This is a genomic window from Staphylococcus sp. EG-SA-18 (assembly GCF_017151825.1).
Lineage (GTDB): Bacteria > Bacillota > Bacilli > Staphylococcales > Staphylococcaceae > Staphylococcus > Staphylococcus aureus.
In genome coordinates this window covers 34,307-60,868 of the sequence record NZ_JACYVY010000006.1, presented here as the reverse complement: position 1 = coordinate 60,868, position 26,562 = coordinate 34,307, and the positions used below count along the sequence as shown (strand labels likewise).

Here is a 26,562-nt window from a genome sequence, read left to right as displayed (position 1 = left end):
TCAGTGTAAAATGTACTTGGGTCATGTAAAAGTCCTCCTGGGTATGTTTTTGTCGTTAAAAACATTGTACCGTAAAAGGACTGTTATATGGCCTTTTTACTTTTACACAATTATACGGACTTTATCTTTAAAATGTGTATTAACATCTTTAGTCTTGTTAGAAACAATCCCTTGCAACATTGCTTGTTCTTTATCTAATGGAGATTTTAATTCTTTATTGGAAAAGACCTTATTTGTAATATGTGCACTTGGATAATGGATGGTATTTTTAGAATGAATCCAACGAACTTTATTGTCTTTGTGTTCAGACTTAATTTTAAATCCATATGGTAAGTTGTCATCATGATTCACTCTAATTCGATCATTAACATTCCAAAGTGATAGTAAATTTTGACGATTGCCAAGTAATCTATAAGTGCTGTTTTTATCGATTGGCATATTAATTTGGAGTGTCTTGTCATAATATTTTAATATGTCTCCATTAAAAATACTAGAATATAATGAAATGCCATTATAATGATATATAAATGGTGAATTTAATGCATAGTCTGACATATAATCAATGCGATTAAATGGACCAGTTGCATTTTGATTTATCTTTTTTATAAGCTGGTTTACATAGTTACTATGGTAATCATGTTGTTTCAACGTTGATAATGATTGTTGATAAGGTTTGATTGCCATATTTTTATTGTTATCTAAAATGACGATTTGTTGAATCATAACGATTAATACTAATATTGCAACGGTTAATTTTTTATAACGCCATAAACTAAATTTTAAAATAACGGCAAGCACCATTAGCAGGATAATACCTACTATAAGTGCAAGTGGGTGTGTCGGTGATAGTAATACATAAAGTAATGCGATGATGCTTACTGGTATTGTTCTGATTAAATAATATTTCATATTTAATGTTGATAAATGTTGAATAAACAATCCGCAAAGAGCGCTTGATGATAGTGCTAAGATATACACCCAACGCCTTTCTGGAAATGAAAAACCATTAAAAGCACTGTCGAAATACTGTGATAATGAACCAATAAATAATAACCATGTTACTATTGCGAAAAGTCTATAAAAGTAAAAACGATACAGTTTGAATGACAATAATGCAACGATAGTAAGAATTGAAATCGTAATATAAAATCCATCGCTAAAGAAAAAATAATGGTAATCAAGTGGTGTCAAAAACGGTATATCAACATTGGGATTTTGCTTTCTGTCATTTTCCAAAAACGCAGAAATGCCAGTGAATAAACCAAATACACTTGATAACACACTCAAAACTGTAGCAGATATGACGCAAATTAATTTTTGTGTTCTAGAGACAATGTCATATTTGTAAGTGAAAATGAGTCGATATAAATAGTAGCAACCTATAATAATAGCTTGATAATAACTGAAATAAAAATTGCTAAATAGTGTTAAGGCTATCGCAACAATGAAAATACCGATTTTGCGTTGTTGAAAATATCTTTCCAAACCAAGAATCGATAATGGTAATAAATATAATAAACTTCCATAAAATGACCAAGTAAAATTAAAGTATATAACGACAGTTGACATGCCGTATAAAATCGTAGCGATCATATTTGTTGAGCGTTTAAAGTGTAATATTTTAAATAAGTAGAAGGTCACGACAAATGTTATGATAGCTCTTATCATGGCCATAATAAGTTGGTTTGTCGGCCAAAAATGTATTGTTGTCGGATTAAATATACCAACCGTTTCTCCTATTTTAATGAATAGAAAATTTAGCCACATTAAAGGTGACAGCGAATAATAATATGATAGTCCTTTCATATAATCGCCACCTAATCCAAACGATGCATCATATAAACTAGAAAAACTACTTAAATGTTCATACAAATACATTTGAAATGGCATCATTTGACGGAATCCATCTCCAGCCCCACTAAAAACAGTACCATTCACAATATAATCATAGATATGAGTAGAAAATAAAATAAGCGTTAATATTACACTAATGAAAGTTATAACAAAGAATTGTTTGACGTTTGAATTTAGCCACTTTTTTAACACAACATTATCCTCAACTTTCAAATTTAAAATTAAGTTTAACTGAAACTAAAGTTAATGAGGTTCTTGATAGGTAAAGACGAAGATGACTGTGGAACAGATACCTTATCATAGTTACTTAAACTTTGGATCATTTTCAGTTTATCATTAAACAAATATATTGAATAATAAAAATGTCATACTGATAAAGATGAATGTCACTTAATAAGTAACTTAGATTTAACAAATGATGATTTTTAATTGTAGAAAACTTGAAATAATCACTTATACCTAAATCTAAAGCATTGTTAAGAAGTGTGACAATGTTAAAATAAATATAGTTGAATTAATGAATTTGTTCTATAATTAACAGGTTATAGATTTTAATAATGAGAAAAGAATTGACGAAAGTAAGGTGAATTGAATGGTTATTCAATGGTATCCAGGACATATGGCGAAAGCCAAAAGAGAAGTAAGTGAACAATTAAAAAAAGTAGATGTAGTGTTTGAACTAGTAGATGCAAGAATTCCATATAGTTCAAGAAACCCTATGATAGATGAAGTTATTAACCAAAAACCACGTGTTGTTATATTAAATAAAAAAGATATGTCTAATTTAAATGAGATGTCAAAATGGGAACAATTTTTTATTGATAAAGGATACTATCCTGTATCGGTGGATGCTAAGCACGGTAAAAATTTAAAGAAAGTGGAAGCTGCAGCAATTAAAGCGACTGCTGAAAAATTTGAACGTGAAAAAGCAAAGGGACTTAAGCCAAGAGCGATTAGAGCGATGATTGTTGGAATTCCAAATGTTGGTAAATCCACATTAATAAATAAACTGGCAAAGCGTAGTATTGCGCAGACTGGTAATAAACCAGGTGTGACCAAACAACAACAATGGATTAAAGTTGGTAATGCATTACAACTATTAGACACACCAGGGATACTTTGGCCTAAATTTGAAGATGAAGAAGTCGGTAAGAAGTTGAGTTTAACAGGCGCGATTAAAGATAGCATTGTGCACTTAGATGAAGTAGCTATATATGGATTGAACTTTTTAATTCAACATGATTTAGCGCGATTAAAGTCACATTATAATATTGAAGTTCCTGAAGATGCAGAAATCATAGCGTGGTTTGATGCGATAGGGAAAAAACGTGGCTTAATTCGACGTGGTAATGAAATTGATTACGAAGCAGTCATTGAACTGATTATTTATGATATTCGAAATGCTAAAATAGGAAATTATTGTTTTGATATTTTTAAAGATATGACTGAGGAATTAGCAAATGACGCTAACAATTAAAGAAGTTAAGCAGTTGATTAATGCGGTTAATACAATAGAAGAATTAGAAAATCATGAATGCTTTTTAGATGAGCGAAAAGGTGTTCAAAATGCCATAGCTAGGCGCAGAAAAGCGTTAGAAAAAGAACAAGCTTTAAAAGAAAAGTATGTTGAAATGACTTACTTTGAAAATGAAATATTAAAAGAGCATCCTAATGCAATTATTTGTGGTATTGATGAAGTTGGAAGAGGACCTTTAGCAGGTCCAGTCGTTGCATGCGCAACAATTTTAAATTCAAATCACAATTATTTGGGCCTTGATGACTCGAAAAAAGTACCTGTTACGAAACGTCTAGAATTAAATGAAGCACTAAAAAATGAAGTTACTGCTTTTGCATATGGTATCGCGACAGCTGAAGAAATAGATGAATTTAATATTTATAAAGCTACTCAAATCGCCATGCAGCGAGCTATTGATGGATTATCAGTACAACCAACGCATTTATTGATAGACGCGATGACGCTTGATAATGCACTGCCTCAAGTATCTTTAATCAAGGGTGATGCAAGAAGTGTATCTATTGCAGCGGCAAGTATCATGGCAAAGGTTTTTCGTGATGATTATATGACACAGTTATCTAAAGATTATCCTGAATATGGTTTTGAAAAAAACGCGGGTTACGGTACCAAACAACATTTACTAGCAATCGATGATATTGGCATTATGAAAGAGCATAGAAAAAGCTTTGAACCTATAAAATCGTTACTGTAAATCGTAAAATTCAATTAAATGATAAAAAAGTAGCATTTAAGTTTACAATAGCGCTTACATTTTTTATAATTGTAAGGGAACTTAACCTAAGTAACAGGAGGATGGAAGATGAATATCCACGAGTATCAAGGTAAAGAAATATTTCGTTCAATGGGCGTTGCAGTTCCAGAAGGACGAGTAGCATTTACTGCTGAAGAAGCGGTGGAGAAAGCAAAAGAATTAAATTCTGATGTTTATGTTGTAAAAGCACAAATTCATGCTGGAGGTAGAGGTAAAGCAGGCGGAGTAAAAATTGCTAAATCTTTATCTGAGGTAGAAACATATGCAAAAGAATTATTAGGGAAAACTTTGGTGACACATCAAACTGGTCCAGAAGGTAAAGAAATTAAGCGTTTATATATCGAAGAAGGTTGTGCTATTCAAAAAGAATATTACGTTGGATTCGTTATTGATCGTGCGACTGACCAAGTAACATTGATGGCGTCTGAAGAAGGGGGCATTGAGATTGAAGAAGTTGCTGCGAAGACTCCTGAAAAGATCTTCAAAGAAACTATCGATCCAGTAATCGGACTTTCACCATTCCAAGCAAGACGAATTGCGTTTAATATTAATATTCCTAAAGAATCTGTTAACAAAGCAGCTAAATTCTTATTAGCACTTTATAATGTATTCATTGAAAAAGATTGTTCAATCGTAGAAATCAACCCATTAGTTACAACAGCTGATGGTGATGTATTGGCATTAGATGCTAAAATTAATTTTGATGATAATGCATTATTCAGACATAAAGATGTTGTAGAATTACGTGATTTAGAAGAAGAAGATCCGAAAGAGATTGAAGCGTCTAAACATGATTTATCATACATTGCATTAGATGGTGACATCGGATGTATGGTTAATGGTGCAGGTTTAGCCATGGCAACAATGGATACGATTAATCATTTCGGTGGAAACCCAGCCAATTTCTTAGATGCAGGCGGAAGCGCTACTAGAGAAAAAGTAACTGAAGCATTTAAAATCATTTTAGGTGATGAAAATGTTAAAGGTATTTTTGTAAACATTTTCGGTGGCATTATGAAATGTGATGTTATCGCAGAAGGTATCGTTGAAGCTGTAAAAGAAGTAGATTTAACTTTACCACTAGTTGTACGCTTAGAAGGTACAAATGTTGAGTTAGGTAAAAAAATCTTAAAAGACTCAGGATTAGCAATTGAACCAGCAGCAACAATGGCTGAAGGTGCACAAAAAATTGTTAAACTAGTCAAAGAAGCATAAGGAAAGGATGGGAGCACTAAGATGAGTGTATTTATAGATAAGAATACTAAAGTAATGGTACAAGGTATTACAGGGTCTACTGCCCTTTTCCATACAAAACAAATGCTTGATTATGGTACGAAAATAGTAGCAGGTGTGACGCCTGGTAAAGGTGGTCAAGTTGTTGAAGGCGTTCCTGTTTTCAACACTGTTGAAGAAGCTAAAAATGAAACCGGGGCAACGGTTTCAGTCATTTACGTTCCAGCACCATTTGCTGCAGACTCAATTTTAGAAGCAGCTGATGCAGACTTAGATATGGTTATTTGTATCACTGAACATATTCCTGTATTAGACATGGTTAAAGTTAAACGCTACTTACAAGGTAGAAAAACACGTTTAGTTGGTCCAAACTGTCCAGGTGTGATTACAGCAGATGAATGTAAAATTGGTATTATGCCTGGCTATATTCACAAAAAAGGTCATGTTGGTGTAGTATCTCGTTCAGGTACATTAACATATGAAGCAGTGCACCAATTGACTGAAGAAGGTATTGGTCAAACTACAGCTGTTGGTATTGGTGGAGACCCAGTCAACGGAACAAACTTTATTGATGTTTTAAAAGCATTCAATGAAGATGACGAAACGAAAGCAGTTGTTATGATTGGTGAAATCGGTGGTACGGCTGAAGAAGAAGCAGCTGAATGGATTAAAGCGAATATGACAAAACCAGTTGTAGGCTTTATCGGTGGACAAACAGCACCTCCTGGAAAACGTATGGGACATGCTGGTGCAATCATTTCAGGTGGTAAAGGTACTGCTGAAGAGAAAATTAAAACATTAAATAGTTGTGGTGTGAAAACAGCGGCAACACCTTCAGAAATTGGTTCAACATTAATTGAAGCTGCTAAAGAAGCAGGTATTTATGAAGCATTATTAACTGTTAATAAATAAAGTTAAAAGATGATATAAATGGCTATAGCCCATTCCATACTTTATAAAAGTATTGGAAATGGGCTATTTGTCGTGCGATGAATTTTAGTACACTTTTCATATTTTGGAAAGACAAGTTAATTATTTTACCTCCTACAATAGCTTTACAAAACAAAGAAAATTTTAATTAAAATATATAGCGCACTATGTTATAATGTTTGTATATTATTGTAAGGAGTGTTTCATCATGAATAAACAACAAAGTAAAGTACGCTATTCAATTAGAAAAGTTAGTATTGGAATTTTGTCAATTTCAATAGGTATGTTTTTGGCATTGGGTATGTCGAACAAAGCATATGCAGATGAAATTGATAAATCTAAAGATTTTACAAGAGGGTATGAGCAAAATGTATTCGCGAAATCAGAGTTAAATGCTAATAAAAATACGACAAAAGACAAAATAAAAAATGAAGGTGCTGTTAAAACATCGGACACAAGTTTAAAGTTAGACAACAAATCAGCAATTTCAAACGGAAATGAAATTAATCAAGATATAAAGATTTCAAATACTCCGAAAAACTCAAGCCAAGGTAACAATCTAGTTATTAATAACAATGAACCTACTAAAGAAATTAAAATTGCAAACTTGGAAGCTCAAAATTCTAATCAGAAGAAAACGAATAAAGTTACTAATAATTACTTTGGTTACTACAGTTTTAGAGAAGCTCCAAAAACACAAATCTATACTGTAAAAAAAGGAGACACACTTAGTGCTATAGCATTAAAATACAAAACTACAGTTTCAAATATTCAAAATACAAATAATATAGCAAATCCTAATTTAATATTTATTGGTCAAAAATTAAAAGTGCCAATGACACCATTAGTAGAACCAAAACCAAAAACAGTGTCTTCAAATAATAAAAGTAATAGTAATAGCAGTACATTAAATTATTTGAAAACATTAGAGAATAGAGGATGGGATTTCGACGGTAGTTATGGATGGCAATGTTTCGATTTAGTTAATGTATATTGGAATCATCTTTATGGTCATGGATTAAAAGGATATGGAGCTAAAGATATACCATATGCAAATAATTTTAATAGTGAAGCTAAAATTTATCACAACACACCAACTTTCAAAGCTGAACCTGGGGACTTAGTGGTTTTTAGTGGAAGATTTGGTGGAGGATATGGTCATACAGCTATTGTCTTAAATGGTGATTATGATGGAAAATTAATGAAGTTCCAAAGTTTAGATCAAAACTGGAATAATGGTGGATGGCGTAAAGCAGAGGTTGCACATAAAGTTGTTCATAATTATGAAAATGATATGATTTTTATTAGACCATTTAAAAAAGCATAATTTAAATCGAAGGCAGGACATTGAAATATGAAATTTTCAACTTTAAGTGAAGAAGAATTTACCAACTACACCAAAAAGCACTTCAAACATTATACACAGTCTATAGAATTATATAATTATAGAAATAAAATAAATCATGAAGCACATATTGTGGGAGTGAAGAATGATAAAAATGAAGTTATAGCTGCATGTTTATTAACAGAGGCACGAATTTTTAAATTCTACAAATATTTCTACTCTCATAGAGGTCCTTTACTTGATTATTTCGATGCTAAATTAGTTTGTTACTTTTTTAAAGAATTATCTAAATTCATTTATAAAAATAGAGGAGTATTTATTCTTGTTGATCCATATTTAATAGAGAATTTAAGAGATGCAAATGGTAGGATAATAAAGAATTATAATAATTCAGTGATAGTAAAGATGCTAGGGAAAATTGGGTATCTCCATCAAGGTTATACAACAGGATATTCAAATAAAAGTCAAATTAGGTGGATTTCTGTATTGGATTTAAAAGATAAAGATGAGAATCAACTTTTAAAAGAAATGGAATACCAAACTAGAAGAAATATAAAAAAGACTATTGAGATTGGTGTTAAGGTTGAAGATTTATCTATTGAAGAAACAAATCGATTTTATAAATTATTTCAAATGGCTGAAGAAAAACATGGTTTTCATTTCATGAATGAAGATTATTTTAAACGAATGCAAGAAATATATAAAGATAAGGCAATGTTAAAGATAGCTTGTATAAATCTTAATGAATATCAAGATAAATTAAAAATACAATTATTGAAAATCGAAAATGAAATGATGACTGTGAACAGAGCATTAAATGAAAATCCAAATTCTAAAAAAAATAAATCAAAATTAAATCAGTTAAATATGCAATTATCTAGTATTAATAATAGAATTAGTAAAACCGAAGAACTAATATTTGAAGATGGACCTGTTTTGGATTTAGCTGCTGCTTTATTTATATGTACTGATGATGAAGTTTATTATCTATCAAGTGGATCAAATCCGAAATATAATCAGTATATGGGTGCATATCATCTACAATGGCATATGATAAAATATGCAAAATCACATAATATTAATAGGTATAATTTTTATGGAATAACAGGCGTCTTTAGTAATGAGGCGGATGATTTTGGTGTTCAACAATTTAAAAAGGGTTTTAATGCACATGTTGAAGAATTAATTGGTGATTTCATCAAACCAGTAAGACCAATTCTATATAAATTTGCAAAACTTATTTATAAGGTTTAATTATAAAGTATGTTGGAAATTGAAATTTTAAATTCTTTCCAACATACTTTTCACTTTTTAAGTCAGTATTTTTACTCCTTAAAATAACATTACATCGACAATGTTTTTGTATTAGAAATGTAAAACAAAAATAGAATATGATTTTGTATGATTACAAAAAGGAGTTGATTTATTGATTAAACTATTTTTGCTTAAGTTATACTGGGCACACTTTTCGACTAAACAAATTCATCAATTTTTAATGGCATATCCTAATGTAATTAAAGAGGAGGGAAGAAAAAAAGATAGTTATTTATGTGAATGGGTGAATAGGGAAGAAAATGTTCATTTATTACGTAAATACTATGCTTTTATAAAACTTGATCATAACGATATTATTAAAGAACTGCAGAAATTAAAAGTAAGTTACATTACATATATGGATTCTGAATACCCAGTGCTATTAAAAGAAATATATCAATTTCCATTACTTCTTTTCTATAAAGGGAACATCAAATTAATAAATAATATGCATCATTTGGCAGTAGTAGGTGCAAGAGATTCTACAAGTTATACCCAACAGTCTTTAGAATTTTTATTATCAAATGATAAAAGCAAATATTTAACAATTGTTTCCGGCCTTGCTCAAGGAGCTGATGCAATGGCACATCAAATAGCTTTAAAATACAATCTCCCTACAATTGCAGTTTTAGCCTTTGGCCATCAAACACATTATCCCAAAAGTACATTAGCATTAAGAAATAAAATAGAAGAAAAAGGTTTAGTTATATCCGAATATCCACCACATACACCAATTGCTAAATATAGATTTCCTGAGCGCAATAGAATTATCAGCGGTTTGTCAAAAGGGGTTTTAATTACTGAGGCTAAGGAACAAAGTGGCAGTCACATCACGATAGATTTTGCATTAGAGCAAAATAGAAATGTTTATGTTTTACCTGGATCTATGTTTAATCCTATGACAAAAGGTAATTTATTACGTATCCAAGAAGGTGCTAAGGTAGTATTAAACGCTAATGATATATTTGAAGACTACTATATTTAAAACTAAAAATAATGAGTTGCTTCATATTTCTTTTGTTACCCTTTGTAATTTATTTTTTAATAAAATCTATAAAAAATAGACAGGGAAAATGATTTGTTTAGATATAAAACGTTGACAAAAGCAAAATTAAGCGTTTATCATTTATCTTTAGTAATTAGATTAGCGAGGGGGAAATGACATTGGCAGATAATTTAGTCATTGTTGAATCGCCTGCAAAAGCAAAAACCATTGAAAAGTATTTAGGTAAGAAATATAAAGTTATAGCTTCAATGGGACACGTCAGAGACTTACCAAGAAGTCAAATGGGTGTCGACACTGAAGATAATTACGAACCAAAATATATAACAATACGCGGAAAAGGTCCTGTTGTAAAAGAATTGAAAAAACATGCAAAAAAAGCGAAAAACATCTTTCTCGCAAGTGACCCCGACCGTGAAGGTGAAGCAATTGCTTGGCATTTATCAAAAATTTTAGAGCTTGAAGATTCTAAAGAAAATCGCGTTGTTTTCAACGAAATAACTAAAGACGCTGTTAAAGAAAGTTTTAAAAATCCTAGAGAAATTGAAATGAACTTAGTCGATGCACAACAAGCGCGTCGAATATTAGATAGATTGGTTGGCTATAACATCTCGCCAGTTCTATGGAAAAAAGTAAAAAAAGGTTTGTCAGCGGGTCGAGTTCAATCTGTTGCACTTCGTTTAGTCATTGACCGTGAAAATGAAATTCGAAACTTTAAACCAGAAGAATATTGGACTATTGAAGGAGAATTTAGATACAAAAAATCAAAATTCAATGCTAAATTCCTTCATTATAAAAATAAACCTTTTAAATTAAAAACGAAAAAAGATGTTGAGAAAATTACAGCTGCACTAGATGGAGATCAATTCGAAATTACAAACGTGACTAAAAAAGAAAAAACGCGTAATCCAGCAAACCCATTTACAACTTCTACATTACAACAAGAGGCGGCACGTAAATTAAACTTTAAAGCAAGAAAAACAATGATGGTCGCACAACAATTATATGAAGGTATAGATTTGAAAAAACAAGGTACGATTGGTTTAATAACATATATGAGAACCGATTCTACACGTATTTCAGATACTGCCAAAGCTGAAGCAAAACAGTATATAACTGATAAATACGGTGAATCTTACACTTCTAAACGTAAAGCATCAGGGAAACAAGGTGACCAAGATGCCCATGAGGCTATTAGACCTTCAAGTACTATGCGTACGCCAGATGATATGAAGTCATTTTTGACGAAAGACCAATACCGATTATACAAATTAATTTGGGAACGATTTGTTGCTAGTCAAATGGCTCCAGCAATACTTGATACAGTCTCATTAGACATAACACAAGGTGACATTAAATTTAGAGCGAATGGTCAAACAATCAAGTTTAAAGGATTTATGACACTTTATGTAGAAACTAAAGATGATAGTGATAGCGAAAAGGAAAATAAACTGCCTAAATTAGAGCAAGGTGATAAAGTCACAGCAACTCAAATTGAACCAGCTCAACACTATACACAACCACCTCCAAGATATACTGAGGCGAGATTAGTAAAAACACTAGAAGAATTGAAAATTGGGCGACCATCAACTTATGCACCGACAATAGATACGATTCAAAAGCGTAACTATGTCAAATTAGAAAGTAAGCGTTTTGTTCCTACTGAGTTGGGAGAAATAGTTCATGAACAAGTGAAAGAATACTTCCCAGAGATTATTGATGTGGAATTCACAGTGAATATGGAAACGTTACTTGATAAGATTGCAGAAGGCGACATTACATGGAGAAAAGTAATCGACGGTTTCTTTAGTAGCTTTAAACAAGATGTTGAACGTGCTGAAGAAGAGATGGAAAAGATTGAAATCAAAGATGAGCCAGCCGGTGAAGACTGTGAAGTTTGTGGTTCTCCTATGGTTATAAAAATGGGACGCTATGGTAAGTTCATGGCTTGCTCAAACTTCCCGGATTGTCGTAATACAAAAGCGATAGTTAAGTCTATTGGTGTTAAATGTCCAAAATGTAATGATGGTGACGTCGTAGAAAGAAAATCTAAAAAGAATCGTGTCTTTTATGGATGTTCGAAATATCCTGAATGCGACTTTATCTCTTGGGATAAGCCGATTGGAAGAGATTGTCCAAAATGTAACCAATATCTTGTTGAAAATAAAAAAGGCAAGACAACACAAGTAATATGTTCAAATTGCGATTATAAAGAGGCAGCGCAGAAATAATATTTTTATTTCCTAGATACATTTTAAGGTTGTTAAATAGAATCATTAGTGAATCTTATTTTAAAGATAGTAATGGATTAATCTAAATAAGTGCGGATAATATAAACATAACAACATAATTAAAAGACATAAATGACAATAAAAGGAGTATAGAAATGACTCAAACTGTAAATGTAATAGGTGCTGGTCTTGCCGGTTCAGAAGCGGCATATCAATTAGCTGAAAGAGGAATTAAAGTTAATCTAATAGAGATGAGACCTGTTAAACAAACACCAGCGCACCATACTGATAAATTTGCGGAACTTGTATGTTCCAATTCATTACGAGGAAATGCTTTAACTAATGGTGTGGGTGTTTTAAAAGAAGAAATGAGAAGATTGAATTCTATAATTATTGAAGCGGCTGATAAGGCACGAGTTCCAGCTGGTGGTGCATTAGCAGTTGATAGACACGATTTTTCAGGTTATATTACTGAAACACTTAAAAATCATGAAAATATCACAGTTATTAATGAAGAAATTAATGCCATTCCAGATGGATACACAATTATCGCAACAGGACCACTTACTACAGAAACCCTTGCGCAAGAAATAGTGGACATTACTGGTAAAGATCAACTTTATTTCTATGATGCGGCTGCTCCAATTATTGAAAAAGAATCTATTGATATGGATAAAGTTTACTTAAAGTCCCGTTATGATAAAGGTGAAGCTGCATATTTAAACTGTCCTATGACTGAGGATGAATTTAATCGCTTTTATGATGCAGTATTAGAAGCTGAAGTTGCGCCTGTAAATTCATTTGAAAAAGAAAAATATTTCGAGGGTTGTATGCCTTTTGAAGTAATGGCAGAACGCGGACGCAAGACATTACTATTTGGACCAATGAAACCAGTAGGATTAGAAGATCCAAAGACTGGGAAACGTCCTTATGCAGTGGTTCAATTAAGACAAGATGATGCTGCTGGCACACTCTACAATATTGTCGGCTTCCAAACGCATTTAAAATGGGGAGCTCAAAAAGAAGTTATTAAATTAATTCCAGGTTTAGAAAATGTTGATATTGTTAGATATGGTGTGATGCATAGAAATACCTTCATTAACTCACCGGACGTATTAAACGAGAAATATGAATTGATTTCACAACCAAACATACAGTTTGCGGGACAAATGACTGGTGTTGAAGGTTATGTAGAAAGCGCAGCTAGCGGCTTAGTTGCAGGTATCAATCTTGCGCATAAAATATTAGGCAAAGGTGAGGTAGTATTTCCTAGAGAAACGATGATTGGAAGTATGGCTTACTATATTTCTCATGCTAAAAATAATAAGAATTTCCAACCTATGAATGCTAACTTCGGGTTATTACCATCTTTAGAAACTAGAATTAAAGATAAAAAAGAACGCTATGAAGCACAAGCTAATAGAGCTTTGGATTACTTAGAAAATTTCAAAAAAACTTTATAAAATAGTTAGAAAGACTAGATATGCTATTCATTCTTAAGTCATCAACGAGTAAGTAATGACTTTCTAAATGGAAAATACTTATCCTAGTCTTTTTAATTTTGGAATTGTTACGTATTTCTGACAATTTAGAATTCGCATTCAAAAAATATCTAAATAAATAACACGCAATAAGTTGATTGATGTAACATGTAAGAGAATGTTTTAAATAAACTTTATTTAAAAGGCAATGAAATAATAAATGGCAAGGCTATTAATAAAGACTTTTAGTAATTAATTTAAAAAAGAGGTATTCTAATTAACAGGTTTTCCGATTAGTTACAATTATTTAATTCTCAAAAGATTTAGAATTGATTATCAAATTACTGTAAGCCCTTTGCTGTATATGCTACAATTCTTATTGATGGAGGGTAAATGTATTGAATCATATTCAAGAAGCGTTTTTAAATACATTGAAAGTTGAACGGAATTTTTCGGAACATACATTGAAATCATATCAAGATGACTTAATTCAGTTTAATCAATTTTTAGAACAAGAACATTTACAGTTGAAAACTTTTGAATACAGAGATGCTAGAAATTATTTGAGCTATTTATATTCAAATCATTTGAAAAGAACATCTGTTTCTCGTAAAATCTCAACGTTAAGAACTTTCTATGAATATTGGATGACGCTTGATGAGAACATTATTAATCCATTTGTTCAATTAGTACATCCGAAAAAAGAAAAATATCTTCCGCAATTCTTTTACGAAGAAGAAATGGAAGCGTTATTTAAAACTGTAGAAGAGGACACTTCAAAAAGTTTACGGGATCGAGTTATTCTTGAATTGTTATATGCTACAGGTATCCGTGTTTCGGAATTAGTTAATATTAAAAAACAAGATATAGATTTTTACGCGAATGGTGTTACCGTATTAGGAAAAGGGAGCAAAGAGCGCTTTGTACCGTTTGGTGCTTATTGTAGACAAAACATCGAAAATTATTTAGAACATTTCAAACCAATTCAGTCATGCAATCATGATTTTCTTATTGTAAATATGAAGGGTGAAGCAATCACTGAACGCGGTGTACGATATGTTTTAAATGATATTGTTAAACGAACAGCAGGCGTAAGTGAGATTCATCCCCACAAGCTCAGACATACATTTGCAACGCATTTATTGAATCAAGGTGCAGACCTAAGAACAGTACAATCGTTATTAGGTCATGTTAATTTGTCAACAACTGGTAAATATACACACGTATCTAACCAACAATTAAGAAAAGTGTATCTAAATGCACATCCTCGAGCGAAAAAGGAGAATGAAACATGAGTAATACAACATTACATGCAACAACAATTTATGCTGTAAGACATAATGGGAAAGCAGCTATGGCTGGAGATGGGCAAGTAACGCTTGGTCAACAAGTCATCATGAAACAAACGGCAAGAAAAGTGCGACGTTTATATGAAGGTAAAGTGTTAGCTGGTTTCGCAGGTAGTGTAGCAGATGCGTTTACGTTATTTGAAAAATTCGAAACAAAATTACAACAGTTTAGTGGTAACTTAGAAAGAGCTGCTGTTGAATTGGCACAAGAATGGCGAGGCGATAAACAATTACGTCAATTAGAAGCTATGCTAATTGTAATGGATAAAGATGCTATTTTAGTTGTCAGTGGAACTGGCGAAGTTATTGCCCCAGATGATGACCTTATCGCTATTGGATCAGGAGGCAACTACGCATTAAGCGCAGGACGTGCATTGAAACGCCATGCATCGCATTTGTCTGCTGAAGAAATGGCATATGAGAGCTTGAAAGTAGCGGCTGATATTTGTGTCTTTACCAACGATAATATTGTTGTTGAAACACTATAATAATCAGAGCACGATAAATAATTACGAGCAATTAATTTTAGTTAAAAGACGGAGGAATGAAATTAATGGATACAGCTGGAATAAGATTAACTCCAAAAGAAATCGTATCTAAATTAAATGAATACATCGTTGGACAAAATGATGCTAAACGTAAAGTGGCAATTGCCTTACGTAATCGATACAGAAGAAGTTTATTAGATGAGGAATCAAAGCAAGAAATTTCACCTAAAAATATTTTGATGATTGGACCAACTGGCGTTGGTAAAACTGAAATTGCAAGAAGAATGGCCAAAGTTGTCGGCGCGCCATTTATAAAAGTAGAAGCTACTAAATTTACTGAGGTAGGTTATGTAGGACGAGATGTTGAAAGTATGGTTAGAGATCTTGTTGATGTTTCAGTAAGATTAGTCAAGGCACAGAAAAAATCATTGGTACAAGATGAAGCAACAGCTAAGGCCAATGAAAAACTTGTTAAGTTATTAGTTCCAAGTATGAAAAAGAAAGCGTCTCAAACGAATAATCCTTTAGAGTCACTTTTCGGAGGTGCAATTCCAAATTTCGGACAAAATAACGAAGATGAAGAAGAACCACCTACTGAGGAAATTAAAACAAAACGTTCTGAAATTAAGAGACAGCTAGAAGAAGGCAAACTTGAAAAAGAAAAGGTAAGAATTAAAGTCGAACAAGATCCTGGTGCTTTAGGTATGCTAGGTACAAATCAAAATCAGCAAATGCAAGAGATGATGAATCAATTAATGCCTAAAAAGAAAGTTGAGCGAGAAGTTGCTGTTGAGACGGCAAGGAAAATCTTAGCTGATAGTTATGCGGATGAACTAATTGATCAAGAAAGCGCTAACCAAGAAGCGCTTGAATTAGCAGAACAAATGGGTATCATCTTTATAGATGAAATCGACAAAGTTGCGACGAATAATCATAATAGTGGTCAAGATGTCTCAAGACAAGGTGTTCAAAGAGATATTTTACCTATACTTGAAGGTAGCGTTATTCAAACCAAATATGGTACTGTGAATACTGAACATATGCTGTTTATAGGTGCTGGAGCTTTCCATGTATCTAAGCCGAGTGACTTGATACCAGAATTGCAAGGTCGTTTTCCGATTAGAGTTGAACTTGATAGTTTATCGGTAGAAGATTTTGTAAGAATTTTGACAGAACCAAAATTGTCATTAATTAAACAATATGAAGCATTGCTTCAAACAGAAGAAGTTACTGTAAACTTTACCGATGAAGCAATTACTCGTTTAGCTGAGATTGCTTATCAAGTAAATCAAGATACAGACAACATTGGTGCACGTCGACTTCATACAATTTTAGAAAAGATGTTAGAAGATTTATCATTCGAAGCACCAAGTATGCCGAATGCAGTTGTAGATATTACCCCACAATATGTTGATGATAAATTAAAATCAATTTCAACAAATAAAGATTTAAGTGCATTTATTCTATAAAAATATACAAAAGGAGAAAAATTCATGAGCTTATTATCTAAAACGAGAGAGTTAAACACGTTACTTCAAAAACACAAAGGTATTGCGGTTGATTTTAAAGATGTAGCACAAACGATTAGTAGCGTAACTGTAACAAATGTATTTATTGTATCGCGTCGAGGTAAAATTTTAGGGTCGAGTCTAAATGAATTATTAAAAAGTCAAAGAATTATTCAAATGTTGGAAGAAAGACATATCCCAAGTGAATATACAGAACGATTAATGGAAGTTAAACAAACAGAATCAAATATTGATATCGACAATGTATTAACAGTTTTTCCACCTGAAAACAGAGAATTATTCATAGATAGTCGTACAACTATCTTCCCAATTTTAGGTGGAGGAGAAAGATTAGGTACATTAGTACTTGGTCGAGTACATGATGATTTTAATGAAAATGATTTGGTACTAGGTGAATATGCTGCTACAGTTATTGGTATGGAAATCTTACGTGAGAAGCATAGTGAAGTAGAAAAAGAAGCGCGCGATAAAGCTGCTATTACAATGGCAATTAATTCATTATCTTATTCTGAAAAAGAAGCGATTGAACATATCTTTGAAGAACTTGGCGGTACGGAAGGCCTATTAATCGCATCAAAAGTTGCAGATAGAGTTGGTATTACTAGATCTGTAATTGTAAATGCACTACGTAAATTAGAAAGTGCTGGTGTAATTGAATCACGTTCTTTAGGAATGAAAGGTACTTTCATTAAAGTTAAAAAAGAAAAATTCTTAGATGAATTAGAAAAAAGTAAATAAGTCGATGAGTCTGGGACATAATTCAATGTCCTAGTCGTGACGATGTTATCTTGGCGGTAGTCAACGAAATGACTTTGATGATTATGTTGAAGTCATTTCTTTATTTTTGTCTAATTTTCAATCAAATTGATATTCCACATTAACATGATAGAATTACCTTTAAATTTATGAAAAAATTCTTGAAAAACATTTGCTTTAGACACGGCATTATGTTATATTTATTTTCGGCTATAAAGCCAATACACACATATCAAACGTGATTGTGTAAAGGGTGCAATATTTGTATATTGTCTTTACAATAGTTTGCTATGGAGGTAATTAACCAATAGGAGGAATTTATAATGGCAGTAATTTCAATGAAACAATTACTAGAAGCGGGTGTTCACTTCGGTCACCAAACACGTCGTTGGAACCCAAAAATGAAAAAATATATCTTCACTGAGAGAAATGGTATTTATATCATCGACTTACAAAAAACAGTGAAAAAAGTAGACGAGGCATACAACTTCTTGAAACAAGTTTCAGAAGATGGTGGACAAGTCTTATTCGTAGGAACTAAAAAACAAGCACAAGAATCAGTTAAATCTGAAGCAGAACGTGCTGGTCAATTCTACATTAACCAAAGATGGTTAGGTGGATTATTAACTAACTATAAAACGATCTCAAAACGAATCAAACGTATTTCTGAAATTGAAAAAATGGAAGAAGATGGTTTATTCGAAGTATTACCTAAAAAAGAAGTAGTAGAACTTAAAAAAGAATACGACCGTTTAATCAAATTCTTAGGCGGAATTCGTGATATGAAATCAATGCCTCAAGCATTATTCGTAGTTGACCCACGTAAAGAGCGTAATGCAATTGCTGAAGCTCGTAAATTAAATATTCCTATCGTAGGTATCGTTGACACTAACTGTGATCCTGACGAAATTGACTACGTTATCCCAGCAAACGACGATGCTATCCGTGCGGTTAAATTATTAACTGCTAAAATGGCAGATGCAATCTTAGAAGGTCAACAAGGCGTTTCTAATGAAGAAGTAGCTGCAGAACAAAACATCGATTTAGATGAAAAAGAAAAATCAGAAGAAACAGAAGCAACTGAAGAATAATCAACTGTTGAATCTGACTTAGATATAGTTTAAATGGGTGATAAGATATTAATGCTTATCACCTTTTTTAAAAAGAAAATCGAGGCAAATTACAAATATTCAATTAGAGTATTAGCAATCTTGCCTATAATAATGCTAAAATCATAATATATAAAATGATAACTTATTGGAGGAATAATGAATGGCAACTATTTCAGCAAAACTTGTTAAAGAATTACGTGAAAAAACTGGCGCGGGTATGATGGATTGTAAAAAAGCGCTAACTGAAACTGATGGTGACATCGATAAAGCGATTGATTACCTACGTGAAAAAGGTATTGCTAAAGCAGCTAAAAAAGCAGACCGTATTGCGGCTGAAGGTTTAGTACATGTAGAAACTAAAGGTAACGACGCAGTTATCGTTGAAATCAACTCTGAAACAGACTTTGTTGCTCGTAACGAAGGATTCCAAGAGTTAGTTAAAGAAATCGCTAATCAAGTATTAGATACAAAAGCTGAAACTGTTGAAGCTTTAATGGAAACAACTTTACCAAATGGTAAATCAGTTGATGAAAGAATTAAAGAAGCAATTTCAACAATCGGTGAAAAATTAAGTGTTCGTCGTTTTGCTATCAGAACTAAAACTGATAACGATGCTTTCGGCGCTTACTTACACATGGGTGGACGCATTGGTGTATTAACAGTTGTTGAAGGTTCAACTGACGAAGAAGCAGCAAGAGACGTTGCTATGCATATCGCTGCAATCAACCCTAAATATGTTTCTTCTGAACAAGTTAGCGAAGAAGAAATCAACCACGAAAGAGAAGTTTTAAAACAACAAGCATTAAATGAAGGTAAACCAGAAAACATCGTTGAAAAAATGGTGGAAGGACGTTTACGTAAATACTTACAAGAAATTTGTGCTGTAGATCAAGACTTCGTTAAAAACCCTGATGTAACAGTTGAAGCTTTCTTAAAAACAAAAGGTGGAAAACTTGTTGACTTCGTACGCTATGAAGTAGGCGAAGGTATGGAAAAACGCGAAGAAAACTTTGCGGATGAAGTTAAAGGACAAATGAAATAATCTGTCATAAAGTAAAACAAGGAAGAAGACACCTTTAATGTTGCTTTATTAAAATGTAAATCATTCTAATAAAACGACAACTGTGTCTTCTTTACTTGTATATGTTACATATATTCACGATAGAGAGGATAAGAAAATGGCTCAAATTTCTAAATATAAACGTGTAGTTTTGAAACTAAGTGGTGAAGCGTTAGCTGGAGAAAAAGGATTTGGCATAAATCCAGTAATTATTAAAAGTGTTGCTGAGCAAGTGGCTGAAGTTGCTAAAATGGACTGTGAAATCGCAGTAATCGTTGGTGGCGGAAACATTTGGAGAGGTAAAACAGGTAGTGACTTAGGTATGGACCGTGGAACTGCTGATTACATGGGTATGCTTGCAACTGTAATGAATGCCTTAGCATTACAAGATAGTTTAGAACAATTGGATTGTGATACACGAGTATTAACATCTATTGAAATGAAGCAAGTGGCTGAACCTTATATTCGTCGTCGTGCAATTAGACACTTAGAAAAGAAACGCGTAGTTATTTTTGCTGCAGGTATTGGAAACCCATACTTCTCTACAGATACTACAGCGGCATTACGTGCTGCAGAAGTTGAAGCAGATGTTATTTTAATGGGCAAAAATAATGTAGATGGTGTATATTCTGCAGATCCTAAAGTAAACAAAGATGCGGTAAAATATGAACATTTAACGCATATTCAAATGCTTCAAGAAGGTTTACAAGTAATGGATTCAACAGCATCCTCATTCTGTATGGATAATAACATTCCGTTAACTGTTTTCTCTATTATGGAAGAAGGAAATATTAAACGTGCTGTTATGGGTGAAAAGATAGGTACGTTAATTACAAAATAAATTTAGAGGTGTAAAATAATGAGTGACATTATTAATGAAACTAAATCAAGAATGCAAAAATCAATCGAAAGCTTATCACGTGAATTAGCTAATATCAGTGCAGGAAGAGCTAATTCAAATTTATTAAACGGCGTAACAGTTGATTACTATGGTGCACCAACACCTGTACAACAATTAGCAAGCATCAATGTTCCAGAAGCACGTTTACTTGTTATTTCTCCATACGACAAAACTTCTGTAGCTGACATCGAAAAAGCGATAATAGCGGCTAACTTAGGTGTCAACCCAACAAGTGATGGTGAAGTGATACGTATTGCAGTACCTGCCTTAACAGAAGAGCGTAGAAAAGAGCGCGTTAAAGATGTTAAGAAAATTGGTGAAGAAGCTAAAGTATCTGTTCGAAATATTCGTCGTGATATGAATGATCAGTTGAAAAAAGATGAAAAAAATGGCGACATTACTGAAGATGAGTTGAGAAGTGGTACTGAAGATGTTCAGAAAGCAACAGACAATTCAATAAAAGAAATTGATCAAATGATTGCTGATAAAGAAAAAGATATTATGTCAGTATAAAACTAATATACAATGACATATTAAAATGCCAGTATTAAACGATAATGTAACATTTAAAATGGGCATGTTTAATTAAATCAAAGATGCATGTGATGATTTAAATTCACAATGAGCATAAAAATGGTGTTTAAACAAGTTAATTAAACATATACTTTATAAATAATAGGCATTAGGTATATTGCTATAATAAAGTTATGTAATTTTTAACCTCAGTATGTATGTCACATTTCTGGTGTAAACTGTACCGAGTCAGACTTTGGTACAGTTTTTTTATTTGCTTATTCAATGCATTAAATGAGTATGATAAAATGATAATGATTGTTTAGTAACTTATACTATATGACAGAGATGATCAGGCTCGGAGGAAAGACCATGTTTAAAAAGCTAATAAATAAAAAGAACACTATAAATAATTATAATGAAGAATTAGACTCGTCTAATATACCTGAACATATCGCTATTATTATGGATGGTAATGGGCGATGGGCTAAGAAGCGAAAAATGCCTAGAATTAAAGGTCATTACGAAGGTATGCAAACAATAAAAAAAATTACTAGGGTAGCTAGTGATATTGGTGTTAAGTACTTAACTTTATACGCCTTTTCCACTGAAAATTGGTCAAGACCTGAAAGTGAAGTAAATTATATTATGAATTTGCCTGTCAATTTCTTAAAGACATTCTTACCGGAACTAATTGAAAAAAATGTCAAAGTTGAAACAATTGGATTTACTGATAAGTTGCCAAAATCAACGATAGAAGCAATTAATAATGCTAAAGAAAAGACAGCTAATAATACCGGCTTAAAATTAATATTTGCAATTAATTATGGTGGCAGAGCAGAACTTGTTCATAGTATTAAAAATATGTTTGACGAGCTTCATCAACAAGGTTTAAATAGTGATATCATAGATGAAACATATATAAACAATCATTTAATGACAAAAGACTATCCTGATCCAGAGTTGTTAATTCGTACTTCAGGAGAACAAAGAATAAGTAATTTCTTGATTTGGCAAGTTTCGTATAGTGAATTTATCTTTAATCAAAAATTATGGCCTGACTTTGACGAAGATGAATTAATTAAATGTATAAAAATTTATCAGTCACGTCAAAGACGCTTTGGCGGATTGAGTGAGGAGTAGTATAGTATGAAAGTTAGAACGCTGACAGCTATTATTGCCTTAATCGTATTCTTGCCTATCTTGTTAAAAGGCGGCCTTGTGTTAATGATATTTGCTAATATATTAGCATTGATTGCATTAAAAGAATTGTTGAATATGAATATGATTAAATTTGTTTCAGTTCCTGGTTTAATTAGTGCAGTTGGTCTTATCATCATTATGTTGCCACAACATGCAGGGCCATGGGTACAAGTAATTCAATTAAAAAGTTTAATTGCAATGAGCTTTATTGTATTAAGTTATACTGTCTTATCTAAAAACAGATTTAGTTTTATGGATGCTGCATTTTGCTTAATGTCTGTGGCTTATGTAGGCATTGGTTTTATGTTCTTTTATGAAACGAGATCAGAAGGATTACATTACATATTATATGCCTTTTTAATTGTTTGGCTTACAGATACAGGGGCTTACTTGTTTGGTAAAATGATGGGTAAACATAAGCTTTGGCCAGTAATAAGTCCGAATAAAACAATCGAAGGATTCATAGGTGGCTTGTTCTGTAGTTTGATAGTACCACTTGCAATGTTATATTTTGTAGATTTCAATATGAATGTATGGATATTACTTGGAGTGACATTGATTTTAAGTTTATTTGGTCAATTAGGTGATTTAGTGGAATCAGGATTTAAGCGTCATTTCGGCGTTAAAGACTCAGGTCGTATACTACCTGGACACGGTGGTATTTTAGACCGATTTGACAGCTTTATGTTTGTGTTACCATTATTAAATATTTTATTAATACAATCTTAATGCTGAGAACAAATCAATAAACGTAAAGAGGAGTTGCTGAGATATTTTAATGAATCTCAGAACTCCTTTTGAAAATTATACGCAATATTAACTTTGAAAATTAGACGTTATATTTTGTGATTTGTCAGTATCATATTATAATGACTTATGTTACGTATACAGCAATCATTTTTAAAATAAAAGAAATTTATAAACAATCGAGGTGTAGCGAGTGAGCTATTTAGTTACAATAATTGCATTTATTATTGTTTTTGGTGTACTAGTAACTGTTCATGAATATGGCCATATGTTTTTTGCGAAAAGAGCAGGCATTATGTGTCCAGAATTTGCGATCGGTATGGGACCGAAAATTTTTAGTTTTAGAAAAAACGAAACACTTTACACTATTAGGTTATTGCCTGTTGGTGGATATGTTCGTATGGCAGGAGATGGCTTAGAAGAGCCACCAGTCGAGCCCGGTATGAACGTTAAAATTAAACTGAATGAAGAAAATGAAATAACACATATCATATTAGATGATCATCATAAGTTTCAACAAATTGAAGCAATCGAAGTTAAAAAATGTGATTTTAAGGATGACTTATTCATAGAAGGTATCACTGCTTATGATAATGAAAGACATCATTTTAAAATTGCTAGAAAGTCTTTCTTTGTTGAAAATGGTAGCTTAGTTCAAATTGCTCCGAGAGACAGACAATTTGCACATAAAAAGCCATGGCCGAAATTTTTAACATTATTTGCGGGACCGTTATTTAACTTTATATTAGCTTTAGTCCTATTTATTGGTCTTGCATATTATCAAGGCACGCCTACGTCTACTGTAGAACAAGTCGCAGATAAGTATCCAGCTCAACAAGCAGGATTACAAAAAGGTGATAAGATCGTCCAAATTGGCAAATATAAAATATCTGAATTTGATGATGTTGATAAGGCGTTAGATAAAGTTAAAGATAATAAGACGACTGTTAAATTTGAACGTGATGGTAAAACAAAGTCAGTTGAATTAACACCTAAAAAGACTGAAAGAAAACTGACTAAAGTAAGTTCAGAGACGAAGTATGTTCTCGGATTCCAACCAGCGAGTGAACGTACGCTCTTCAAACCAATTGTATATGGATTTGAAAGCTTTTTGAAAGGTAGTACACTAATTTTTACAGCTGTAGTCGGTATGTTGGCTAGTATATTTACGGGCGGATTCTCATTTGATATGTTAAATGGTCCGGTTGGTATTTATCATAACGTCGACTCAGTTGTTAAAGCGGGTATCATTAGCTTAATTGGTTACACTGCGTTATTAAGTGTAAACTTAGGTATTATGAATTTAATTCCTATTCCTGCACTAGACGGTGGTCGTATTTTATTTGTTATATATGAAGCGATTTTCAGAAAACCAGTTAATAAAAAAGCGGAAACAACGATTATTGCTATTGGTGCCATTTTCATGGTCGTTATTATGATATTAGTAACGTGGAATGATATTCGACGATATTTCTTATAATTTAGGAGGATAAATAATTATGAAGCAATCCAAAGTTTTTATACCAACGATGCGTGATGTGCCATCAGAAGCAGAAGCACAAAGTCATCGTTTATTATTGAAATCGGGTTTGATAAAACAAAGTACAAGTGGGATTTATAGTTATTTACCGCTAGCAACACGTGTGTTAAATAATATTACTGCAATTGTGCGACAAGAAATGGAACGTATCGATTCTGTTGAAATTTTAATGCCAGCGTTACAACAAGCTGAATTATGGGAAGAATCAGGACGTTGGGGTGCATATGGCCCAGAATTAATGCGTTTACAAGATAGACATGGAAGACAATTTGCATTAGGTCCAACACATGAAGAATTAGTTACATCAATAGTAAGAAATGAATTGAAATCATACAAACAATTACCGATGACATTATTCCAAATTCAATCTAAATTCCGTGATGAAAAGAGACCACGTTTTGGTTTACTTCGTGGGCGTGAATTTATTATGAAAGATGCGTATTCATTCCATGCTGACGAGGCATCATTAGATCAAACGTATCAAGATATGTATCAAGCGTATAGCCGTATTTTTGAGAGAGTTGGCATTAACGCAAGACCAGTAGTTGCAGATTCAGGTGCTATAGGCGGTAGCCATACACATGAATTTATGGCATTAAGTGCTATCGGTGAGGATACAATCGTTTACAGTAAAGAAAGTGACTATGCTGCTAATATCGAAAAAGCAGAAGTCGTTTACGAACCAAATCATAAGTATTCTACTGTGCAACCTTTAGAAAAAATTGAAACACCAAATGTTAAGACTGCACAAGAATTGGCAGACTTCTTAGGTAGACCAGTAGATGAAATCGTTAAAACGATGATTTTCAAAGTTGATGGCGAATATATTATGGTTTTAGTGCGTGGCCATCATGAAATTAATGACATTAAATTAAAATCTTATTTCGGCACAGATAATATTGAATTAGCAACACAAGACGAAATTGTTAATTTAGTTGGTGCAAATCCGGGTTCACTAGGTCCTGTTATTGATAAAGAAATCAAAATTTATGCAGATAATTTTGTGCAAGATTTAAATAATTTAGTTGTCGGTGCTAACGAAGATGGCTATCACTTAATTAATGTAAATGTAGGTAGAGACTTCAACGTTGATGAATATGGCGATTTCCGTTTTATTTTAGAAGGCGAAAAGTTAAGTGATGGTTCAGGCGTTGCACATTTTGCTGAAGGTATTGAAGTTGGTCAAGTATTCAAATTGGGTACTAAGTATTCAGAATCAATGAATGCTACATTCTTAGATAACCAAGGAAAAGCCCAACCTTTAATTATGGGTTGTTACGGTATTGGAATTTCTAGAACGCTGAGTGCGATTGTTGAACAAAATCACGATGATAATGGAATTGTTTGGCCTAAATCAGTTACTCCATTTGATTTACATTTAATTTCTATTAATCCTAAGAAAGATGATCAACGAGAACTAGCGGATGCACTATATGCTGAATTTAATACTAAATTTGATGTGTTGTACGATGATCGTCAGGAACGTGCGGGTGTCAAATTTAATGATGCCGATTTAATTGGTTTACCACTGCGAATTGTTGTTGGTAAACGTGCATCGGAAGGTATTGTAGAAGTTAAAGAACGTTTAACAGGTGATAGCGAAGAAGTTCACATTGATGACTTAATGACTGTCATTACAAATAAATATGATAACTTAAAATAATTAAGATCGAATGAATTATAAG

Annotated in this window: 23 protein-coding genes and 1 pseudogene; 23 read left to right on the top strand and 1 reads right to left on the bottom strand. The window is 32.5% G+C overall.

The window, feature by feature from the left end:
* Nucleotides 1-126 precede the first annotated feature (126 nt).
* Nucleotides 127-2,046: pseudogene (yfhO, locus tag IDG66_RS02340) on the bottom strand (lipoteichoic acid-specific glycosyltransferase YfhO); the annotation flags it as partial.
* A gap of 400 nt (nucleotides 2,047-2,446) precedes the next feature.
* Between yfhO and ylqF the strand changes: the two are divergent.
* The 23 genes from ylqF to IDG66_RS02225 all read left to right on the top strand — a co-directional run bounded on the left by ylqF (nucleotide 2,447) and on the right by IDG66_RS02225 (nucleotide 26,540).
* Nucleotides 2,447-3,331, top strand: coding sequence for a ribosome biogenesis GTPase YlqF (gene ylqF / locus IDG66_RS02335; protein WP_000236715.1), 885 nt, complete (start codon nucleotides 2,447-2,449; stop codon nucleotides 3,329-3,331).
* Nucleotides 3,315-4,082 (top strand): ribonuclease HII, encoded by a 768-nt coding sequence (locus IDG66_RS02330; protein WP_000176387.1) that lies wholly within the window; start codon nucleotides 3,315-3,317, stop codon nucleotides 4,080-4,082. The genes ylqF and IDG66_RS02330 overlap by 17 nt, the downstream gene beginning before the upstream one ends.
* 108 nt (nucleotides 4,083-4,190) lie before the next feature.
* Nucleotides 4,191-5,357, top strand: a complete 1,167-nt coding sequence (gene sucC, locus IDG66_RS02325) for an ADP-forming succinate--CoA ligase subunit beta (protein ID WP_103143722.1) — start codon at nucleotides 4,191-4,193, stop codon at nucleotides 5,355-5,357.
* A 21-nt stretch (nucleotides 5,358-5,378) separates the two neighbouring features.
* A complete protein-coding gene (gene sucD, locus IDG66_RS02320; RefSeq protein ID WP_000110251.1) occupies nucleotides 5,379-6,287 on the top strand; it encodes a succinate--CoA ligase subunit alpha in 909 nt (302 codons plus the stop codon).
* Nucleotides 6,288-6,513: 226 nt separating this feature from the next.
* Nucleotides 6,514-7,632 carry a LysM peptidoglycan-binding domain-containing protein gene (locus IDG66_RS02315; protein ID WP_001041666.1) on the top strand — a complete coding sequence of 373 codons (1,119 nt, stop codon included), beginning with the start codon at nucleotides 6,514-6,516 and terminating at the stop codon, nucleotides 7,630-7,632.
* Between the two features lie 27 nt (nucleotides 7,633-7,659).
* Nucleotides 7,660-8,904, top strand: a complete 1,245-nt coding sequence (gene fmhC / locus IDG66_RS02310) for a FemA/FemB family glycyltransferase FmhC (protein WP_000672867.1) — start codon at nucleotides 7,660-7,662, stop codon at nucleotides 8,902-8,904.
* Between the two features lie 172 nt (nucleotides 8,905-9,076).
* Nucleotides 9,077-9,949 (top strand): DNA-processing protein DprA, encoded by an 873-nt coding sequence (gene dprA, locus IDG66_RS02305; protein ID WP_000593192.1) that lies wholly within the window; start codon nucleotides 9,077-9,079, stop codon nucleotides 9,947-9,949.
* A 173-nt stretch (nucleotides 9,950-10,122) separates the two neighbouring features.
* Nucleotides 10,123-12,198: a type I DNA topoisomerase gene (topA, locus tag IDG66_RS02300; RefSeq protein WP_103143724.1), complete on the top strand. Its 2,076-nt coding sequence runs from the start codon at nucleotides 10,123-10,125 to the stop codon at nucleotides 12,196-12,198.
* Between the two features lie 155 nt (nucleotides 12,199-12,353).
* Complete coding sequence (trmFO, locus tag IDG66_RS02295; protein WP_000195254.1) at nucleotides 12,354-13,661, top strand: methylenetetrahydrofolate--tRNA-(uracil(54)-C(5))-methyltransferase (FADH(2)-oxidizing) TrmFO; 1,308 nt, start codon at nucleotides 12,354-12,356, stop codon at nucleotides 13,659-13,661.
* Nucleotides 13,662-14,077: 416 nt separating this feature from the next.
* Nucleotides 14,078-14,974: a tyrosine recombinase XerC gene (xerC, locus tag IDG66_RS02290; protein ID WP_103143660.1), complete on the top strand. Its 897-nt coding sequence runs from the start codon at nucleotides 14,078-14,080 to the stop codon at nucleotides 14,972-14,974.
* Nucleotides 14,971-15,516 carry an ATP-dependent protease subunit HslV gene (hslV, locus tag IDG66_RS02285; protein ID WP_000072681.1) on the top strand — a complete coding sequence of 182 codons (546 nt, stop codon included), beginning with the start codon at nucleotides 14,971-14,973 and terminating at the stop codon, nucleotides 15,514-15,516. The genes xerC and hslV overlap by 4 nt, the downstream gene beginning before the upstream one ends.
* Nucleotides 15,517-15,581: 65 nt before the next feature.
* Nucleotides 15,582-16,985 carry an ATP-dependent protease ATPase subunit HslU gene (hslU, locus tag IDG66_RS02280; protein ID WP_000379054.1) on the top strand — a complete coding sequence of 468 codons (1,404 nt, stop codon included), beginning with the start codon at nucleotides 15,582-15,584 and terminating at the stop codon, nucleotides 16,983-16,985.
* 24 nt (nucleotides 16,986-17,009) lie between these two features.
* Complete coding sequence (codY, locus tag IDG66_RS02275; RefSeq protein ID WP_000055337.1) at nucleotides 17,010-17,783, top strand: GTP-sensing pleiotropic transcriptional regulator CodY; 774 nt, start codon at nucleotides 17,010-17,012, stop codon at nucleotides 17,781-17,783.
* 50 nt (nucleotides 17,784-17,833) lie between these two features.
* The gene (locus IDG66_RS02270; protein WP_031788481.1) at nucleotides 17,834-17,926 is read left to right on the top strand and encodes a hypothetical protein; all 93 of its coding nucleotides are present in this window, start codon (nucleotides 17,834-17,836) and stop codon (nucleotides 17,924-17,926) included.
* Nucleotides 17,927-18,124: 198 nt separating this feature from the next.
* Nucleotides 18,125-18,892 (top strand): 30S ribosomal protein S2, encoded by a 768-nt coding sequence (gene rpsB / locus IDG66_RS02265; protein WP_000268484.1) that lies wholly within the window; start codon nucleotides 18,125-18,127, stop codon nucleotides 18,890-18,892.
* Between the two features lie 33 nt (nucleotides 18,893-18,925).
* Nucleotides 18,926-19,039 (top strand): hypothetical protein, encoded by a 114-nt coding sequence (locus IDG66_RS02260; RefSeq protein WP_001789890.1) that lies wholly within the window; start codon nucleotides 18,926-18,928, stop codon nucleotides 19,037-19,039.
* Between the two features lie 34 nt (nucleotides 19,040-19,073).
* Nucleotides 19,074-19,955 carry a translation elongation factor Ts gene (gene tsf, locus IDG66_RS02255; RefSeq protein WP_000201387.1) on the top strand — a complete coding sequence of 294 codons (882 nt, stop codon included), beginning with the start codon at nucleotides 19,074-19,076 and terminating at the stop codon, nucleotides 19,953-19,955.
* A 136-nt stretch (nucleotides 19,956-20,091) separates the two neighbouring features.
* Nucleotides 20,092-20,814, top strand: a complete 723-nt coding sequence (gene pyrH / locus IDG66_RS02250) for a UMP kinase (RefSeq protein WP_000057330.1) — start codon at nucleotides 20,092-20,094, stop codon at nucleotides 20,812-20,814.
* A gap of 18 nt (nucleotides 20,815-20,832) precedes the next feature.
* Complete coding sequence (gene frr, locus IDG66_RS02245) at nucleotides 20,833-21,387, top strand: ribosome recycling factor (RefSeq protein WP_001280006.1); 555 nt, start codon at nucleotides 20,833-20,835, stop codon at nucleotides 21,385-21,387.
* A gap of 372 nt (nucleotides 21,388-21,759) precedes the next feature.
* Nucleotides 21,760-22,530, top strand: a complete 771-nt coding sequence (locus IDG66_RS02240; RefSeq protein ID WP_000473705.1) for an isoprenyl transferase — start codon at nucleotides 21,760-21,762, stop codon at nucleotides 22,528-22,530.
* A 6-nt stretch (nucleotides 22,531-22,536) separates the two neighbouring features.
* Nucleotides 22,537-23,319, top strand: coding sequence for a phosphatidate cytidylyltransferase (locus IDG66_RS02235; protein WP_000868413.1), 783 nt, complete (start codon nucleotides 22,537-22,539; stop codon nucleotides 23,317-23,319).
* Nucleotides 23,320-23,530: 211 nt separating this feature from the next.
* Nucleotides 23,531-24,817 carry an RIP metalloprotease RseP gene (gene rseP / locus IDG66_RS02230; RefSeq protein ID WP_000121122.1) on the top strand — a complete coding sequence of 429 codons (1,287 nt, stop codon included), beginning with the start codon at nucleotides 23,531-23,533 and terminating at the stop codon, nucleotides 24,815-24,817.
* 19 nt (nucleotides 24,818-24,836) lie between these two features.
* Nucleotides 24,837-26,540 carry a proline--tRNA ligase gene (locus IDG66_RS02225; RefSeq protein ID WP_000814108.1) on the top strand — a complete coding sequence of 568 codons (1,704 nt, stop codon included), beginning with the start codon at nucleotides 24,837-24,839 and terminating at the stop codon, nucleotides 26,538-26,540.
* Nucleotides 26,541-26,562: the final 22 nt, after the last annotated feature.